Source organism: Streptomyces sp. NPDC029138, from assembly GCF_055564375.1.
The window spans coordinates 1-17,107 of the sequence record NZ_JBVHWM010000033.1; the positions used below are offsets into that span (position 1 = coordinate 1).

Consider the following 17,107-nt stretch of genomic DNA (forward strand, 5'->3'; position numbering starts at 1 on the left):
GCCGGCAACCTCACCGAGGTCATCAACTCCAGCGGCGAGCCCCTGCGCTTCACCTACGACACCGAGGGCCGCGTCACCCGCTGGACCGACCGCAATGGCACGTGGTTCTCGTACGTCTACGACGAGCGCGGCCGCGTGGTCCGCACCGAAGGCATCGACGGCATCCTGTCCGGGACACTGACGTACGACGACGCGGCCCGTACGACGACGTACACAGACTCCCAGGGCCACACCTCGGTCCACCGGTACAACGCCGAGGGCCTGGGAGTGGAGGAGACGGACCCACTCGGGCACGTCACCCGCACGGAGTGGGACGAGTACGGCGACAAGCCTCTGACGGTCACCGACGCCCTGGGCCATACCACGCGGTACGCCTATGACAACGCGGGCAACGTCACCGAACTCACCCTGCCCGACGGCTCGGTCGCCCGGGCCACGTACAACGCGCTCGGACTGCCCACGGAGGTGGTCGAGCCCGGCGGCGCGGTCTGGCGGCACACGTACGACGAGCGGGGCAACCTGCTCAGCACCGTGGACCCGCTCGGCGCCGAGACGCGGTACACGAACGACGCGGCGGGCCGTCCCACGGCGATCACGAACGCCCTCGGACACACTCGCACGGTCGCCTACGACGACGCCGGCCTGCCCCTCGCCCTCACGGATGAGCTGGACCACACGACGACCATCCGCCGGGACGCCTTCGGCCGGGTCATCGAGGTGACCGACCCTCTCGGCCACACCACACGTCTGGGATGGACGACAGAAGGGAAGCTGGCCTGGCGCGAACTGGGCGACGGCACGCGTGAGTCATGGTCTTGGGACGCCGAGGGCCACCTGCTTTGTCACACGGACCTCGCTGGGAACACGACCCACCACTCGGTGAGCCACTTCGGCGTGCCGGCCACCCGTACCGAGCCGGGCGGCGCGCGGTACGCGTTTGACTACGACACCGAACTCCGTCTGACCGCCGTCACGAACCCGCAGGGCCTGACCTGGTCGTACACGTATGACGGCGCGGGCAGGTTGACAGCGGAAGCGGACTTCAACGGTCGGACCCTCAGCTACACGCGCGATGCCGTCGGCAACCTGACCGCGCGCGCCAATGGCGCCGGACAGACGCTGCGCTTCGTGCGGGACCCGCTCGGCCGGGTAGTGGAACAGCAGGCCGACACGGGTGACGTCACCACGTTCGCCTACGGCTCCGACGGCAACTTGTGCCGTGCGGCAAACGCGGATGCCGAGGTCACGCTGGAGCGTGACCCGCTCGGCCGCGTGTTGTCGGAGACCGTGAACGGCCAGACGACCACCTACGTCCACGATGCCCTCGGTCGCCGGACCCGGCGTATGACACCTTCAGGGCTGGTCTCCGAATGGACCTACGACCTGGCGGGGCGTCCTCTCACCCTGCGGTCGTCCGTAGGTGCCCTGGATTTCTGCCATGACGCTGTCGGCCGTGAGACACAGCGCAACATCGGTACGGAGGCGACGCTTACCCAGACATGGACCGCGGCGGGTCTGCTGGCCGCGCAGACCCTGACCGCCTCCTCCCCTGACCGCCTCCTCCAGCATCGGACGTACGCGCATCGAGCAGACGGCTACCTCACCGAAATCCGGGAGCTGACGTCGGGCACCCGCCGCTTCGACCTGGACGACATGGGCCGCGTCACCCGTACGCGCACCCACGGCTGGAGCGAGACCTACGCATACGCCCCACCGGGCAACCTGACGCGCGCCGCGTCGCCAGCTCATGAGGCACCCGGTGAGCGGCGGTTCGAGGGCACGCTCGTCCGCTCGGCCGGCCACACCTCCTATGAGCACGATGGCGAAGGCCGCCTCGTGCGCAGGGCCCGCAAGCTTCTGAACGGTCAGACCCGTACCTGGACCTACAGGTGGAACGCCGAGGACCGCCTCACGGAGGTGATTAACCCAGACGGAATTCAGTGGCGGTACGCGTACGACCCGCTCGGCCGACGCATCTCCAAACACCGGGTCGTCGGCGACGGCTCCGTGGCCGACCGTACGGACTTCTTCTGGGACGACCTGTGCCTGGCCGAGCAGGCCACAGCAGACGGCTGGGTGACAACCTGGGACTACGCGCCGAACAGCCCTCGCCCGGTCGCCCAGACGCGCCACAAGTCGACCGCGTCAGCCGCCAATACGTCGTTCCTGGCGCAGTTGGCGGAGGAAGCGGATCCCGAGCGAGGCACTCAGTTCCACGCAGTCGTCACCGACTCCCTCGGTACACCCACGGAGCTGGTCTCCGCGACAGGAGATCTGGTCTGGCAGCGCCGTACCAGCCTGTGGGGCACTCCCTTTCCGGCTGTGGACGAAGCGATGTCGCCAGTCGACTGCCCGCTGCGTTTCCCGGGACAGTACGCCGACCCCGAGACGGGTCTGCACTACAACCTGCACCGGTACTACGATCCCGAGACCGCGCGGTACATCAGCGCGGATCCGCTGGGCCTCGTCCCCGCACCGGATCACCACGCCTATGTACCGAACCCGCTGAGCTGGAGCGACCATCTCGGCCTCGCCGGGAAGAAGGGCCCGAAGGGGCCGTATGGGATCCCCTCGACTTCGGTCAGGGGTACTCCGGGCGAGTGGACATCTGGGGAGAGGGCTCGAAGGGAACGGACTTCGAGATCCACGTGTACGACAAGGCCAACCGTGAGGTCGGGACGTTCCGCAGCGACGGCTGGTTCAACAAGCACAGCCTCAAGGCCGAGGAAGTCGACGTTCCGCCGGCCGTGGAGAATGCCATCAAGGGGCGAGCCATCGACACGATGCGCAGAATCGGGCGTATCGGACCCAAGGGAACCGAGGACATCTCCGGTGACAAATGGCGTCGCCCTCCCCTCTCACAGGAAGGTTGTCCATGAAATTCGTCAAGGCGGACTGGGATCCCGAGGTGCCCGGGTTCCGTCTGGATGCGCACGCCTACCTGGCCGAGCTGCCGCGTTTGTGCGCCGATCTGCCCCCGGGCGCCCGATCTTTCGCCACCGACCGCGGGCACTACGACATCGCGGGCGCCATCCGCTGTGTGAAGGATCTGGAACTCGCCGGGGTTCACCTAGCCACCGACAAGAGCGGCGGGCTGGTCCTGGACTTCGCGCCCAACAAGTTCAAGCACGATTCCGGCCTGCGCATCAGCTACTCGCGCGTGACGCACTTCTCCATCGACTATGAGCACTCAATCGACTGGATGCTGGTCGACACCGTGCTCCTCGACGAGATTCTCCCGGGCGAGGACGGGGGTTGCGTGCACGAGATCGCCCTCACTGACGCGTCGATCACCGTCCGCTGCGAGGACCTGCAAGCCGTTTGGGGGGACGCGAGCTGAGGGGGCAACCGAGATCGTCGATCTACAGGGCACCGGCTCATCGTCGATCCGACGGACAGGAAGCACGTCATCATCTTCATCCGGCGCGAAAGATCTCCATCCCGTGATCGCTGCGCGGTTCACCGCACGGTCCGGCCAAGGGAAGGCCGACGGGGCTGCATGCGGGTGCCTGCTTCGGCGAACTGCCGCGGCACGGCGATCTACCCCGGGGGGCGTAGCGCTTCGCGTTGATCTGGCACGCCGGACCCAGAACTGCCGCCCATCGGCGTTCCGGTAGGGAGCATGGGGGCACACAAGTGCCACGTACGGCCGTACACCGGACCGCGCGGCGTACGTGCTCGCCTGGGACAGCCGGGCCAGGGCCGACTCCGCTGAGGTCCAGGTCGCCAGCTCGGGGCCGCAGGGACCCCCGAGCTGGCCGAAGAACAAGCGGCGGCGCCAGATTGACACCCGTGCTGGGCGGGCTGGCTCGCCGCGAGAGATCATCTGGGTGGCTCATCAAACAGCAGGCCACTCGACTTCGCTGAGGCGCTGTCCGTCTGCTGACACGCCCCGCCGAAGCGAGATCCGCTCGCAGGGCAAGCTGACATAGGGCGGGCGCCTCTTTGCTGGCTGCAGGAGGTGAGGAGTATGCAATGGCCGTCCGTGTCAGCAACCACCTCGCGCTGTGGCGGTCACTCGGGTGTGCGCTCGACGGCTTTAAGTGGCGTTCCCTGGTGCCGCTTCCGGGGGGAGTAGCTGGGAGCCGTCCGGGAGCCGGATCTCTAGTCGGCTCCCAAGAGACTCCCGGAAACGACTCAGGGACCCGACCCGCTAAGCGGATCAGGCCCCTGACCTGGTACTACGGCGTCGGGGTGGCGGGATTTGAACCCACGACCTCTTCGTCCCGAACGAAGCGCGCTGCCAAGCTGCGCTACACCCCGGTGTCGCTGCTCTCGCGGCGACGACGTTTACTTTAGCCCACCGGTGGCTGTAGACGAAATCCGGTTTAGGCGGGGTGGCGGACCGGGGTCGGGCGGGTGTGATCAAGGGCCACCAGGAGGACGGCCAGGGCGTAGATCGCGAGGCCGATGAGGAGGGCGTTGGCCAGGGTGCTGCGGTAGCCGTGGGTCGCCACGTCCAGGAAGGGATAGAGGTAGCGGGACGGGTCGGCCGGTGGCAGGAACGCGGGCCTGATGAGGGAGAAGACCAGGTAGGCCAGGGGGTAGAGGAGCCAGGCCGCGGTCTGGCGGAGGTGCAGGCGGGCCGCCGGGGTGAGGAGGAGCCAGTCCAGCAGGGCCGCCACCGGGACCAGGATGTGGAGGACCTGGAGGGCTGCCCACTGGGCGTGCCAGCGCTCCGGGGGCGTCGTCGCTCCGGTCATGGAGAACGGGGGTGTCGTGTGGGCCAGGAGCAGGTGGTAGACCAGCGCCGAGGTCAGGACGTAAAGGAGTGTGGCGCCTGTCACGGCCGATGGGAGTGCGCGGCGTGCCCGCCAGGCCCTCGACGCGGACAGGAGCATGACCACGGTCAGCAGGATGCCGGCCTGGACGCTGAAGTAGCTGAGGATGTCGGCCGGGGTGCCGAGCAGGAGTTCCAGCGCGACACCGGCGGCCGCCGCCACGGCGGTCGCGAGGCGGAACACCGCGGCCCGGGGGCGGCGGACCGGGGCCACCACCGCCGTGGCCGGGACCGGGGCGGGCAGCAGCAGGGGCGGGCCCGGGACTGCGGGCAGGTCCGGGATCTCCCTGGGTATCGGGGCGGTCATGCCCTCACGCTAGGAGTGGGGGAGGGGGGCGGCCAGGTGGACTCGTCCGTATGGGGGAAGGCTCCGGTGGGGACCGGTCCGCGTGGGGGAAGGCCCCGGTGGAGGACCGGTCCGTGTGGGCGAAGGCCCCGTGGAGGACCGGTTCGTGTGGGGTAAGGGGACCGCTGCCGCTCGGTCCCCTTGCCCTTGCCCCTTACTCCTTACTCCCTCCCCACCAACGTGAGCAGCGTCGCCTCCGGTGGGCAGGCGAAGCGGACCGGGGTGTAGCGGCTGGTGCCGCAGCCCGCCGAGACGTGGAGGTAGGAGGTGTGGCCCTCGGCCGTGTGCGTGGAGAGGCCCTTCACGCGGTCCGTGTCCAGGTCGCAGTTGGTGACCAGGGCGCCGTAGAAGGGGATGCACAGCTGGCCGCCGTGGGTGTGGCCGGCCAGGATCAGGGGATAGGCGTCCGCCGTGAACGCGTCCAGGACCCGCAGGTACGGCGCGTGGACCACGCCGAGTGAGAAGTCGTACGACCCGGACGGGCCGCCGGCCACCTGGGCGTAGCGGTCCCGCTTGATGTGCGGGTCGTCCAGGCCCGTCAGCTCGATCGAGACGCCCTCGACCTTCAGGACGCCCCGCGTGTTCGTCAGGTTCAGCCAGCCCGCCTCGTCGAAGCTGTCCCGCAGGTCCTCCCACGGGTTGTGGACCGCTCCGACCACGGGCGGGTTGCCGTTCAGGCCGTGCCGGCCGCTCGTCTTCTCCAGCAGGTAGCGGGCGGGGTTGCGGAGCGTGGGGCCGTAGTAGTCGTTGGAGCCGAAGACGTACGCGCCCGGGAACTCCATCAGCGGGCCCAGGGCGTCCAGGACCTCGGGGACGCCCTCGGGGTCCGACAGGTTGTCGCCCGTGTTGATCACGAAGTCGGGGCGCAGCCCGGCCAGCGACCGGAGCCAGCGCTGCTTCTTGCGCTGGCCGCTCACCATGTGGATGTCGGAGACCTGGAGCACGCGCAGCGGGCGCATGCCCGGGGGCAGGACGGGGACGGTGACCCGTCGGAGGCGGAAGGAACGGGCCTCGAAGCCCGCCGCATAGACCAGGCCGGCGGCGCCGGCCGCCACGATTCCCAGGGGGATTCCGTATCGCGCGCGCATGTGCCCATCGTGTCAGACCGGTTGACCGGGGTGAGACCGGCCGCCCGGTAAATCGGCGGGCGTACCCGGCGGTGCACCTGCGACAATCGGGGCCATGACCACCACGCTCAAGTCGAAGCTGCACGACGACCTCAACGCCGCGATCAAGGAGCGTGACGAGCTGCGCTCCTCGACCCTCCGGCTGACGCTCGCCGCGATCACCAAGGAGGAGGTCGCGGGTAAGGAGAAGCGTGAGCTCTCCGACGACGAGGTGCTGAAGGTGATCACCCGCGAGGCCAAGAAGCGCCGTGAGGCCGCCGACGCCTTCGCGCAGGGTGGCCGCCCCGAGCAGGCCGAGCGGGAGAAGGCGGAGGGTGAGGTGCTCGCCGGGTACCTGCCCAAGCAGCTGTCCGACGAGGAGCTGAACGCGATCGTCGCCCAGGCCGTGGAGGAGGCGAAGGCGGCCGGTGCCGAGGGGCCGCGGGCCATGGGCGCCGTCATGAAGATCGTGAACCCGAAGGTGGCCGGCCAGGCCGAGGGCGGCCGGGTCGCCGCCGCGGTGAAGAAGCTGCTTCAGGGCTGAGAAGCAGGGCCGAGAGGCTTGAGAAGCAGGGCCGAAGGGCCGAGAAGCCGAGCCGAAGGGCCGAGAAGCAGGGCCGAAGGGGCTGAGAAGCAGAGCCGAGGAGCCAGGGGAGTCCCCTCTCTACGGCCTCCCGGTCACGGCAGCGGGGCCGCACCCCTGACAGAGGTGCGGCCCCGCAGTCGTACCTGGAAGAGGGCTACGGGCTACCTTGGCCCGCCCCCGTTCCCGTTGCCGTTGTTCCCGCCGTTGACCTGGCCCTCGATGAAGTTCCCGGGGACGGAGAAGGTCGGCGTGGGGAACGTGCCGCCGAGGGTGCCGCCGGTCGCGTCACCCGTGGTGCCGTCCGCCGCTCCCCCGTCCGTCGGTCCGCCGATCAGTCCGCCGATCAGCCGTCCCGTCGTGTCCCCGTTGTTGCCGTCCTCCGTCCCCCCGTCGCCTTTTCCCTGATCATCATCCTCGTGGGTGTCGTCGGGGATGTCGATCAGATGGAAGTCCTCCACGGGCTTGTCCTCCAGCGCGCCGCTCATCATGTCGCGCCAGATCGGACCCGGGACCTCACCGCCGTAGACCTTGTCGTGCGGGACGCCGCCGATGGTGATGTTGGTCATCTTCCGCTTGTGCTGCGGGTCGCCGACCCAGACCGCGCCCGCCATGTTCGGCGTGTAGCCGACGAACCAGGCCGCGAAGCGCTCGTCCGTCGTACCCGTCTTGCCCGCGCTCGGGCGGCTGCCGAGACCGGCCTCCTGGCCCGTGCCGTCCTCGACCACGCCCTTGAGCAGCGTGCTGACCGTGTCGGCGGTCTTCTCCGACATCGCCCGTGAGCAGGTCGACTTCGGCACCGGCAGGGACTTCTGCTGGCTGCCGACCTTCTGGGTGATCGACTCGATGGCGACCGGGGTGCAGTACATCCCGCGCGACGCGAAGGTGGCGTACGCGTTCGCCATGGTCAGCGGGGTCATCTCCTGGGTGCCGAGCGCGATGGAGGGGGCCTGCTGGATCTTGCGGCCGTCCGCGCGCTGGACACCCATCTTCTTGGCCATGTCGATGACCGGGCAGATGCCGATGTCGCTGATCAGCTGCACGTAGTAGGTGTTGACCGACTTGGCGGTCGCTTCCTTCATGGCGTACGGGCCGCGCTCGGACTCGTTCTCGTTGGTCAGCTTGGTGGGCTTGTTCGGATCGTCGCGCCACATCTTGCCGTCGCACGCGGAGACCGGGCTCGGGTACGTCATCTCGTACGGCGACGAGTACTCCTGCGTCGGGGGCTTGCCCCCCTCGACGGCCGCCGCGGCGACGATCGGCTTGAACGTGGAACCGGGCTGGTAGCCGGCGCCGCCGCCCATGTCCCCGTTGACGGAGAGGTTGATCGTCGTCTCGTCGTTCTTGGTGTTGACGCCGTACGGGCGGGACTGGCCCATGGCGAGGATCTTGCCGGTGCCGGGCTCGACGATGGTCGCGGCGGTCGCCACGGCGTCGCTCTTGTAGACATGGTCCTTGATGGACGCCTGCACGGACCGCTGGGCCTGCGGGTCGAGCGTCGTACGGATCGTCAGGCCGCCGCGGTTCCAGAGCTTGGCCCGGTCCTCCTTGGTCTTGCCGAAGACCGGGTCGGTGAGGACGACCTGGCGGACGTAGTCGCAGAAGAAGCCGGCGCCCTTCACCGCGGTGATGCAGCCGTTCTTGGGGCGGCTGGTGTGCAGCCCGAGCGGCTTCTCCTTGGCCTGGTCGGCCTCCTTCTGGGAGATGTCGCCGATCTCCGCCATGCGCTGGAGGACGGTGTTGCGCCGCTTGGTGGCCTCCGCCTCGTCGTTCACCGGGTCGTAGCGGCTCGGGGACTGCACGATGCCGGCCAGCAGGGCCGACTCCTGGAGGCTCAGGTCCTTGGCGTGCTTGGAGAAGTAGCGCTGGGCGGCGGCCTCGACGCCGTAGGCCTGCTCACCGAAGAAGGTGATGTTCAGGTAGTTCTCGAGGATCTTCTTCTTGCCGAGCTTGTCCTCGATCTGGATCGCGTACTTCAGCTCGCGGATCTTGCGGCCCAGGGTCTGCTGGGTGGCCTCGGCGACCTTCGTCGGGTCGTCGCCGGCCTCCTCGATGAAGTAGTTCTTCACCAGCTGCTGGGTGAGCGTGGAGGCGCCCTGGGCGACCCCGCCCTCCTGCGCGTTCTTGTTCAGGGCGCGCAACACGCCCTTGAGGTCGACGGCGCCGTGCTTGTAGAAGCGCGAGTCCTCGATCGCGACGATCGCCTTCTGCATGTACGGCGAGATGTCCTTGAGGTCGACCACCGTACGGTCGCGGGAGTAGACGGTCGCGATCTGTTTGCCCTGGTCGTCCAGGATCGTCGTGCGCTGGCTGAGCTGGGGGCTCTTCAGATTGGCCGGGATCTCGTCGAAGCCCTTGACCGAGCCCTTGGCCGCGAGGCCCAGCGCGCCGGCAGCGGGCAGCGCGATGCCCGCCATCACGGCTCCGGCGAGCACACTGACACCGAGGAACTTGGCGGCCTGCTGCATGGGCGACAGACCGCCGCCCGGGCGCTTCTTTGGCATGGGGGCAGCCTAATCCGTACTGTTGAGCGTTCCTAAGGAGCGACCGCGTCACGGCACGGCAAAGCGGGGCGTCTGCGTTCCCATTCGCCGGACACGCGCACAGGCCTTGGCCTAAGCTGCTCTCAACTGTCACAGCAGAGCGGTCACGTATCTATACGTCCGGCGACCCCGAATCGTTCCGGACGTAGCCCGAAATTCCCAGGGGACGGGCCTGTTCCCCGAGAAGGACGAGCCCGATTCCGCCTCGTGTGTCACCTGGCGCCCGATGTGACGCACCACGACTGTCCCGGTTTGCCGGGATGGTCGCGCATGTCGCCAGCTCACTCCCGCGGGTGATCTGCCGCTTACCCATAGTCCGTTCGGGCCATTCAAGATTGGGCCCGCAGGGGGTGTTGCGCTGTCCCCACCTTCCGTAACGTCCTCAACTGGCGGCGGTGAATATGCCGCTGCCGCCGTGGGGGAGCCTCGATTCGGGAGAGGACGGCGCCGGTATGGGCTGGGTAACCGACTGGAGTGCGCAGGCTGCCTGCCGCACTACCGATCCGGATGAACTGTTCGTTCAGGGAGCAGCGCAGAACAGGGCCAAGGCGGTGTGCACCGGATGCCCGGTACGCACGGAGTGCCTGGCGGACGCGCTGGACAACCGCGTCGAGTTCGGCGTGTGGGGAGGCATGACGGAGCGTGAGCGCCGCGCACTGCTGCGCCGGCGGCCCACCGTGACCTCCTGGCGGAGGCTGCTGGAAACCGCCCGCTCGGAGTACGAGCGGGGCGCGGGCATCGTGCCTCTCGACAACGACGAGGTGTACGAGAACTACGCGGCGGTGAGCTGAGGGCATCCCCCTGCGGCACACTCCTGGAGCACATCGCGGGCACATAGTCCGGCGACACGGGCACGTAGTCCGGCGACGGGCGCATGGTCCGGCAGCGGCGCATGGTTCAGCGGTGCATGGCCTGGCACAGGCACATGGTCCGGCAACGGGCGCAGGGTCCAACGGGCGCGTCGTACGGCAAGACGCCGCGCGTGTGCGCGCAAGCCCTCCGCGTGTGACGCGCCTGCGTCTGCGCCTACTCCCGCCTGCCGCGCAGAGCACTGAGGACCGGGCGCCGTGCCCATGGCCCGCCGCGTACCTGTGGTCTGCCGCCCACCCGCCCGCAGCCCTACGCGTGTTCCGGCCGCCCGGCCGCCAGGCGGTCACCGATGTCGCGCAGGCCCGCGAGGTCGTGGACGTCGCCGGGCAGCGCGGGCACCTCGACCACCGCCACCTCGGGGTGGCGAGCGGTGAAACGGTCGCGCGTGCGCTGCTCGCGCGAGAGCAGCTGCATGCGATCGGCGTGCAGCCTCAGCAGTCCCGCGGTGAGCCGGTCGACGGAGCGCTCCGTGTCGGCGGGGGAGCCTTCCTCGGAAGCGGTGGCTGCGGACTCGGCCGCGGGGGGTGTCGCCGCCTCGGCCGCGGGTGTTCCTGAACTGCCGTACGTGTCGGGAGAGTTACGAAGTCCAGCTTTCCCGTCCCCCTGATCCACAATGCGGGGGTCCTCAAGATTTTCCGCGGCGGCGAGCGCCCGCTCGGCCGACAGCCGGCCGGCGCCGCTGCCGTGGACCCGGTTGAGCACCAGGCCCATCAGCGGCATGTCCTCCGAGGCCAGCCGCTCGACGAAGTACGCGGCCTCGCGCAGGGCGTCCCGCTCCGGTGCCGCCACCACCAGGAACGCCGTGCCGGGCGCCTGGAGCAGCTTGTAGGTGGCGTCCGCGCGCGTGCGGAAGCCACCGAAGGTGGTGTCCATCGCGGACACGAACGTCTGTACGTCCTTCAGCAGCTGACCGCCCAGCAGCTTGCCCAGTGTGCCGGTCATCATCGACATGCCGACGTTGAGGAAGGCCATCCCCGCGCGGCCGCCCAGCTTGGCGGGGGCGGTCAGCAGCCGGATGAGCCGGCCGTCCAGGAAGGAACCGAGCCGCTTGGGCGCGTCCAGGAAGTCCAGCGCCGAGCGGGACGGCGGCGTGTCGACCACGATCAGGTCCCACTCGTCCTTCGCGCGCAGCTGGCCCAGCTTCTCCATCGCCATGTACTCCTGCGTGCCCGCGAAGCCCGCCGAGAGCGACTGGTAGAAGGGGTTCGCCAGGATCGCGGCGGCCCGCTCGGGGTCCGCGTGCGCCTCCACGACCTCGTCGAAGGTGCGCTTCATGTCGAGCATCATGGCGTGCAGCTCGCCGTCGCCCTCCGTGCCCTTCACCTTGCGCGGCACGTTGTCGAGGGAGTCGATGCCCATCGACTGGGCCAGCCGCTTGGCCGGGTCGATGGTCAGGACGACCACCTTGCGGCCCCGCTCGGCCGCCCGGAGCCCGAGGGCCGCCGCGGTCGTCGTCTTGCCGACCCCGCCCGCGCCGCAGCACACCACGATCCGCGTCTTCGGGTCGTCCAGCAGCGGATCGATGTCCAGCACGCGCGCGGGGGAGAGACGCGGGCGCGCCGGGTCCTGGTGGGGGGCGGCGTCCTGCGCCTTGGCCGGGTCGGGACTCATGACAACCCCTGCTTCCGCAGCTCGGTGGCGAGTTCGTACAGGCCCGCGAGGTCCATGCCCTCGGCGAACAGCGGCAGTTCGTGCAGCGGCAGGCCCAGCTCGCCGAGGACCGCGCGCTGCTCCTGCTCCAGCGCGAACCGCTCGGCGTACTCCGAGGCCTGCTCCAGCAGCGGGTCCACCAGCTTCTCGGCGTGCCCGCCGCGCCGGGCCCCGCCCAGACCGGCCGCCGAGAGCGCCTGTGCGACCGATGAACGCTCCACGGTCCGTACGAGTTCCAGATCGGCCGCGTCCAACACCTCCGGCCGCACCATGTTCACGATGACCCGGCCCACCGGCAGCCGTGCCGCGCGGAGTTCGGAGATCCCGTCGGCGGTCTCCTGGACCGGCATCTCCTCCAGCAGCGTCACCAGATGCACCGCCGTCTCCGGCGACTTCAGCACCCGCATGACGGCCTGGGCCTGATTGTGTATCGGCCCGATCTTCGCGAGGCCCGCCACCTCGTCGTTGACGTTCAGGAAGCGGGTGATGCGGCCGGTCGGCGGGGCGTCCATGACGACGTAGTCGTACGCGAACCTCCCCGACCTGTCCTTGCGGCGCACCGCCTCGCACGCCTTGCCGGTCAGCAGGACGTCTCTGAGGCCGGGCGCGATGGTGGTGGCGAAGTCGATCGCGCCGAGCTTCTTCAGGGCCCGGCCCGCGCCGCCGAGCTTGTAGAACATCTGGAGATAGTCCAGAAGGGCCAGTTCCGGATCGATGGCGAGGGCATACACCTCGCCACCGCCCGGAGCGACCGCGATCTTGCGCTCCTCGTACGGAAGTGCTTCCGTCTCGAAGAGCTGCGCGATGCCCTGCCGGCCCTCGACCTCCACGAGAAGCGTCCGCTTCCCCTCGGTCGCGAGGGCCAGCGCGAGTGCGGCGGCGACCGTCGTCTTTCCGGTCCCGCCCTTGCCGCTGACGACCTGGAGCCTGCTCACGTCTTCGAGACTAACCAGTCCGGGCGACACTCACGCGGGAGGCTGTGGATAACGGGGGCCGTGGTGGGCCGCCGGACCCTCCGGTCGCAGCGGCTACAGTCGCCCCCATGACCAAGAAGTGGGAATACCAGACCGTGCCGCTGCTGATCCACGCCACCAAGCAGATCCTGGACAGCTGGGGCGACCAGGGGTACGAACTCGTGCAGGTCGTGCCCGGGCCCAACCCGGAGTCGCTCGTGGCCTACCTGAAGCGCGAGAAGCCGGAGAAGGACGCGTGAGCGCGGTCGAGGCCAAGCTGGCCGAACTGGGTCTGACCCTGCCGGAGGTCGTACCCCCGCTGGCCGCGTACCAGCCGGCCGTGAAGTCCGGGGTGTACGTCTACACCGCCGGCCAGCTGCCGATGGTGAAGGGCAAGCTGCCGGTCACCGGCAAGGTGGGCGCCGAGGTCACGCCGGAGGAGGCCAAGGAGCTGGCCCGCACCTGCGCGCTGAACGCGCTGGCCGCCGTGAAGTCCGTCGTCGGCGACCTGGACCGCATCGCGCGCGTGGTGAAGGTCGTCGGCTTCGTCGCCTCGGCGGCCGACTTCACCGGGCAGCCCGGTGTCGTCAACGGCGCCAGCGAACTGCTCGGTGAGGTGCTCGGCGACAAGGGCGTGCACGCCCGCAGCGCGGTCGGCGTCGCGGTGCTGCCGCTGGACGCGCCCGTCGAGGTGGAGATCCAGGTCGAGCTGGCTCAGTAGCCGGCCCCGACAGGCCCGCTGACCTCGGGTACCTCTCGAACATTCGCCCTACACGGGATAGCCTCCGGCCATGGCGAACGGTCAGTGGTACCCCCCGGAGTGGCCCGACCGCATCCGCGCGCTCGCGGACGGCACGCTCACCCCGGTGTCCCCGAGGCGCGCGGCCACGGTGCTGCTCCTGAAGGACACCCCGGACGGGCCGGTCGTCCACATGCTGCGCAGACGCGCCTCCATGGCCTTCGCCGGAGGCGCGTACGCGTATCCCGGCGGCGGTGTCGACCCGCGGGACGACGACCGCCAGATCCGCTGGGCGGGTCCCACGCGCGCGTGGTGGGCGAAGCGGCTCGGCGTCGACGCGGCGGGCGCCCAGGCGATCGTCTGCGCGGCCGTGCGGGAGACCTACGAGGAGGCCGGCGTCCTGCTCGCCGGGCCCGACCAGGAGTCGGTCGTCGGCGACACCACCGGCGCCGACTGGGAGGCCGACCGCGCCGCCCTGGTCGCGCGCGAGCTGTCCTTCGCCGAGTTCCTCGACCGGCGCGGCCTGGTGCTGCGCTCGGACCTGCTGGGCGCCTGGACCCGGTGGATCACCCCGGAGTTCGAGGCCCGCCGCTACGACACCTGGTTCTTCGTGGCCGCCCTCCCGGAGGGGCAGCGCACCCGGAACGCCTCCACGGAGGCCGACCGCACGGTGTGGATCCGTCCCGAGGAGGCCGCCGCCGGGTACGACAAGGGCGAGCTGCTGATGATGCCGCCCACCGTCGCCACCCTCCGCCAGCTGCTCCCGTACCGCACCGCCGCCGAGGCGCTGGCCGCCGCTCCCGCGCGCGACATGACCCCGGTGCTCGCCCGGGCCCGCCTCCAGGACGGCGAGATCGTCCTGTCCTGGCCCGGGCACGACGAGTTCACCAAGCACGTCCCGACCGCTCCGACGCCCGCTCAGACGACCGCTGACACGACCGGTGGAGGCCCCGCATGACCGACGCAGCAGCCCTGCCGGGCCAGCCCCGGGGCGGAGTGCTCGCGGGTCCGGCCACCGAACGGGCCGTCAACGTGCTGGCGCCGAACGCCTCCGCGATGACCCTGGACGGCACCAACACCTGGATCGTCGCCGAGCCCGACTCCGACGTGGCCGTGGTGATCGACCCCGGACCGCTGGACGACGGCCACCTGCGCAACGTCGTGGACACGGCCGAGAAGGCCGGCAAGCGCATAGCCCTGACCCTGCTCACCCACGGCCACCCCGACCACGCCGAGGGCGCCGCCCGCTTCGCCGAGCTGACCGCCACGCGCGTGCGTGCCCTCGATCCGGCCCTGCGGCTCGGCGACGAGGGCCTGGCCGCCGGAGACGTCATCACCGTCGGCGGCCTGGAGCTGAGGGTCGTACCCACCCCGGGGCACACCGCGGACTCGCTGTCCTTCCATCTCCCGGCCGACCGGGCGGTGCTGACCGGCGACACCGTCCTCGGGCGCGGTACGACGGTCGTGGCGCACCCCGACGGCCGGCTCGGCGACTATCTGGACTCCCTGCGCCGTCTGCGGTCCCTGACGGTGGACGACGGCGTGCACACCGTCCTGCCGGGCCACGGACCGGTCCTGGAGGACGCCCAGGGCGCCGTCGAGTTCTACCTCGCCCACCGCGCCCACCGGCTCGCCCAGGTGGAGACCGCGGTCGAGAACGGCTACACCACCCCCGCCCAGGTCGTCGCCCATGTGTACGCCGACGTCGACCGCTCGCTGTGGCCGGCGGCGGAACTGTCGGTCCGGGCCCAGCTGGACTACCTCAGCGAGCACGGGCTGATCTAGTCCGGCCGCGGGGCCTTCACGCCGTGCACGCGCGCGTACTCCGCCGCGAGCCAGGGGCCCAGGTCGTCGACGTACGAGCGCAGGACATCCGGGTCGCCGACGGGCTCGTAGCCGTACCCGGCCGCCGCGCGCAGCTGTGCGGCCCGCCGCGGGTAGTACGCGCCGAACACCTCGGCCATCTCCCGCAGATCGCCGGTCCAGCCCTGCCAGCGGGGCATGACGAGTGTGAAGGCCGTGCGCACGAGGTGCCGGGACATGAAGCGCACGAGCGTTCGGCGGGCCTCCTCGGTGTCCTCCGCCCCGGCGATCCGCTCCCGCCAGCGCGGCAGCCACTGAGCGAGGTCGCCGTTGGTCTCGCGGGCCAGCAGGGAGTCGGGGCGGTAGCGGGGCAGGTGCGCGGCGAGGTCGTCGCCGAGCAGCGGGGTGCACAGGCAGGCGACGAACCAGCCCATGTCGTACCGCTCCACGTCGCTCAGCAGCCGCTCCCGGCTGTAGAGCAGCGTGCCGACGCCGTCGATCTGCGGGAACTCCCGGTCGACCGCCTCCCCGAGAACGCGTACGGCGTCCCGGTCGGCGTCGGTCGGCACCTCGCGCAGGGCGACCAGGAGGTCCAGGTCGCTGCGCTCCACGCGCGCGGTGCCGCGCGGGATCGACCCGTAGAGGTAGGCGCTGTGCAGGCGCGCGCCGAAGACGGCCGGCAGCCGGTCGCGGACGGCCGCCACGACCGGGCGGAAGGCGGGCTGCACGCGCGCGAGGGAGCCTTCGCGGACGAAGCAGCCCTCGGCGTCGACGCCAGTGGCGGCGGGGAGCACGGTCATGGACCTACTCTGCCGTCCGCTCACGCCCCGGGCAGCCCGGTTTTACGGCCGGGACCCGCGTCAGCGCGACCTCTTCGCCAGCCTCTCCACGTCCAGCAGGATCACGGCCCGTGCCTCCAGGCGGAGCCACCCGCGCTGGGCGAAGTCCGCCAGCGCCTTGTTCACGGTCTCGCGGGAGGCGCCGACCAGCTGGGCCAGCTCCTCCTGGGTGAGGTCGTGGACGACGTGGATGCCCTCCTCGGACTGCACGCCGAAGCGGCGGGAGAGGTCCAGCAGGGCGCGCGCCACGCGGCCCGGGACGTCCGAGAAGACCAGGTCGGACATCGCGTCGTTGGTCTTGCGCAGACGGCGGGCGACGGCGCGCAGCAGAGCGCCGGCGACCTCCGGGCGCGCGTTCAGCCAGGGCTGGAGGTCGCCGTGGCCGAGACCGAGCAGCTTGACCTCGGTCAGCGCGGTCGCGGTGGCCGTGCGGGGGCCCGGGTCGAACAGCGACAGCTCACCGATCAGCTCGCCGGGGCCCACGACGGCGAGCATGTTCTCGCGGCCGTCGGGGGAGGTGCGGTGCAGCTTGACCTTGCCCTCGGTGACGACGTACAGCCGGTCCCCGGGGTCGCCCTCGTGGAACAGGGAGTCGCCGCGTGCGAGGGTCACCTCACTCATGGAGGCGCGAAGCTCCGCGGCCTGCTCGTCGTCGAGAGCCGCGAAGAGCGGGTTGCGCCGCAGAACGTCGTCCACGAGTTCTCTCCTTGTCGACCTGCTCAGGGGATCTTGCTCCCCCGTGTGCCAGGGGACCGTGTTCCCCATTTTGCCGGACGGTCCAAACAGTGTGATCTGTCACAAGGATGCCGCACAGGTGTCCCGGGGTAAGCGTCAGGGGTCCGATCGGGGGCCGCTCCGCGGGCTCCGGGGCGGATGTCGGTGCCGGGCTTTAGGC

At 70.3% G+C, this 17,107-nt stretch carries 15 protein-coding genes and 1 tRNA gene; 8 read left to right on the top strand and 8 right to left on the bottom strand.

What is annotated here, in order from left to right:
- Positions 1 to 135 precede the first annotated feature (135 nt).
- Both ACZ4WH_RS24140 and ACZ4WH_RS24145 read left to right on the top strand, forming a co-directional pair.
- On the top strand, positions 136 to 3,186 hold the full coding sequence (locus ACZ4WH_RS24140) for an RHS repeat-associated core domain-containing protein (protein WP_468183745.1): 3,051 nt from the start codon (positions 136 to 138) through the stop codon (positions 3,184 to 3,186).
- A 16-nt stretch (positions 3,187 to 3,202) separates the two neighbouring features.
- Positions 3,203 to 3,340, top strand: coding sequence for a hypothetical protein (locus ACZ4WH_RS24145; RefSeq protein ID WP_468183748.1), 138 nt, complete (start codon positions 3,203 to 3,205; stop codon positions 3,338 to 3,340).
- A gap of 849 nt (positions 3,341 to 4,189) precedes the next feature.
- Here the strand turns inward: ACZ4WH_RS24145 and ACZ4WH_RS24150 are convergent.
- From ACZ4WH_RS24150 to ACZ4WH_RS24160, 3 genes are all read right to left on the bottom strand, one after another.
- Positions 4,190 to 4,263: transfer RNA gene (locus tag ACZ4WH_RS24150), tRNA-Pro, on the bottom strand.
- 65 nt (positions 4,264 to 4,328) lie between these two features.
- The gene (locus ACZ4WH_RS24155; RefSeq protein WP_468183751.1) at positions 4,329 to 5,087 is read right to left on the bottom strand and encodes a Pr6Pr family membrane protein; all 759 of its coding nucleotides are present in this window, start codon (positions 5,085 to 5,087) and stop codon (positions 4,329 to 4,331) included.
- Positions 5,088 to 5,287: 200 nt separating this feature from the next.
- A complete protein-coding gene (locus tag ACZ4WH_RS24160) occupies positions 5,288 to 6,214 on the bottom strand; it encodes a metallophosphoesterase (RefSeq protein ID WP_468183754.1) in 927 nt (308 codons plus the stop codon).
- Positions 6,215 to 6,308: 94 nt separating this feature from the next.
- On the opposite strand from ACZ4WH_RS24160, the gene ACZ4WH_RS24165 reads away from it, so the two are divergent.
- Complete coding sequence (locus ACZ4WH_RS24165) at positions 6,309 to 6,776, top strand: GatB/YqeY domain-containing protein (protein ID WP_468183757.1); 468 nt, start codon at positions 6,309 to 6,311, stop codon at positions 6,774 to 6,776.
- Positions 6,777 to 6,979: 203 nt separating this feature from the next.
- On the opposite strand, the gene ACZ4WH_RS24170 is transcribed toward ACZ4WH_RS24165, so the two are convergent.
- Positions 6,980 to 9,319, bottom strand: coding sequence for a transglycosylase domain-containing protein (locus ACZ4WH_RS24170; protein WP_468183760.1), 2,340 nt, complete (start codon positions 9,317 to 9,319; stop codon positions 6,980 to 6,982).
- A gap of 491 nt (positions 9,320 to 9,810) precedes the next feature.
- Between ACZ4WH_RS24170 and wblA the strand changes: the two genes are divergently transcribed.
- Positions 9,811 to 10,149, top strand: coding sequence for a transcriptional regulator WblA (gene wblA, locus ACZ4WH_RS24175; protein WP_018547931.1), 339 nt, complete (start codon positions 9,811 to 9,813; stop codon positions 10,147 to 10,149).
- 328 nt (positions 10,150 to 10,477) lie between these two features.
- On the opposite strand, the gene bagB is transcribed toward wblA, so the two are convergent.
- Both bagB and bagA read right to left on the bottom strand, forming a co-directional pair.
- On the bottom strand, positions 10,478 to 11,839 hold the full coding sequence (bagB, locus tag ACZ4WH_RS24180) for an ATPase BagB (protein WP_468183763.1): 1,362 nt from the start codon (positions 11,837 to 11,839) through the stop codon (positions 10,478 to 10,480).
- Complete coding sequence (gene bagA / locus ACZ4WH_RS24185; protein ID WP_468183766.1) at positions 11,836 to 12,813, bottom strand: ATPase BagA; 978 nt, start codon at positions 12,811 to 12,813, stop codon at positions 11,836 to 11,838. The genes bagB and bagA overlap by 4 nt, the downstream gene beginning before the upstream one ends.
- Before the next feature lie 107 nt (positions 12,814 to 12,920).
- Here bagA and ACZ4WH_RS24190 point away from each other — a divergent pair, with 107 nt between their 5' ends.
- The 4 genes from ACZ4WH_RS24190 to ACZ4WH_RS24205 all read left to right on the top strand — a co-directional run bounded on the left by ACZ4WH_RS24190 (position 12,921) and on the right by ACZ4WH_RS24205 (position 15,355).
- The gene (locus ACZ4WH_RS24190; protein ID WP_165951826.1) at positions 12,921 to 13,091 is read left to right on the top strand and encodes a DUF4177 domain-containing protein; all 171 of its coding nucleotides are present in this window, start codon (positions 12,921 to 12,923) and stop codon (positions 13,089 to 13,091) included.
- Positions 13,088 to 13,552 carry a RidA family protein gene (locus ACZ4WH_RS24195; protein ID WP_468183770.1) on the top strand — a complete coding sequence of 155 codons (465 nt, stop codon included), beginning with the start codon at positions 13,088 to 13,090 and terminating at the stop codon, positions 13,550 to 13,552. The genes ACZ4WH_RS24190 and ACZ4WH_RS24195 overlap by 4 nt, the downstream gene beginning before the upstream one ends.
- Positions 13,553 to 13,622: 70 nt before the next feature.
- Entirely contained in the window at positions 13,623 to 14,528 is a 906-nt protein-coding gene (locus tag ACZ4WH_RS24200) for an NUDIX hydrolase (protein ID WP_468183773.1), read from the top strand.
- Entirely contained in the window at positions 14,525 to 15,355 is an 831-nt protein-coding gene (locus tag ACZ4WH_RS24205; protein ID WP_468183776.1) for an MBL fold metallo-hydrolase, read from the top strand. Before ACZ4WH_RS24200 ends, ACZ4WH_RS24205 begins: the two co-directional genes overlap by 4 nt.
- Here the strand turns inward: ACZ4WH_RS24205 and ACZ4WH_RS24210 are convergent.
- Together ACZ4WH_RS24210 and ACZ4WH_RS24215 are read right to left on the bottom strand one after the other, a co-directional pair.
- A complete protein-coding gene (locus ACZ4WH_RS24210; protein WP_468183779.1) occupies positions 15,352 to 16,173 on the bottom strand; it encodes a nucleotidyltransferase domain-containing protein in 822 nt (273 codons plus the stop codon). The genes ACZ4WH_RS24205 and ACZ4WH_RS24210 overlap by 4 nt on opposite strands.
- A 60-nt stretch (positions 16,174 to 16,233) precedes the next feature.
- Entirely contained in the window at positions 16,234 to 16,908 is a 675-nt protein-coding gene (locus tag ACZ4WH_RS24215) for a Crp/Fnr family transcriptional regulator (protein ID WP_014674022.1), read from the bottom strand.
- Between the last annotated feature and the right edge of the window lie 199 nt (positions 16,909 to 17,107).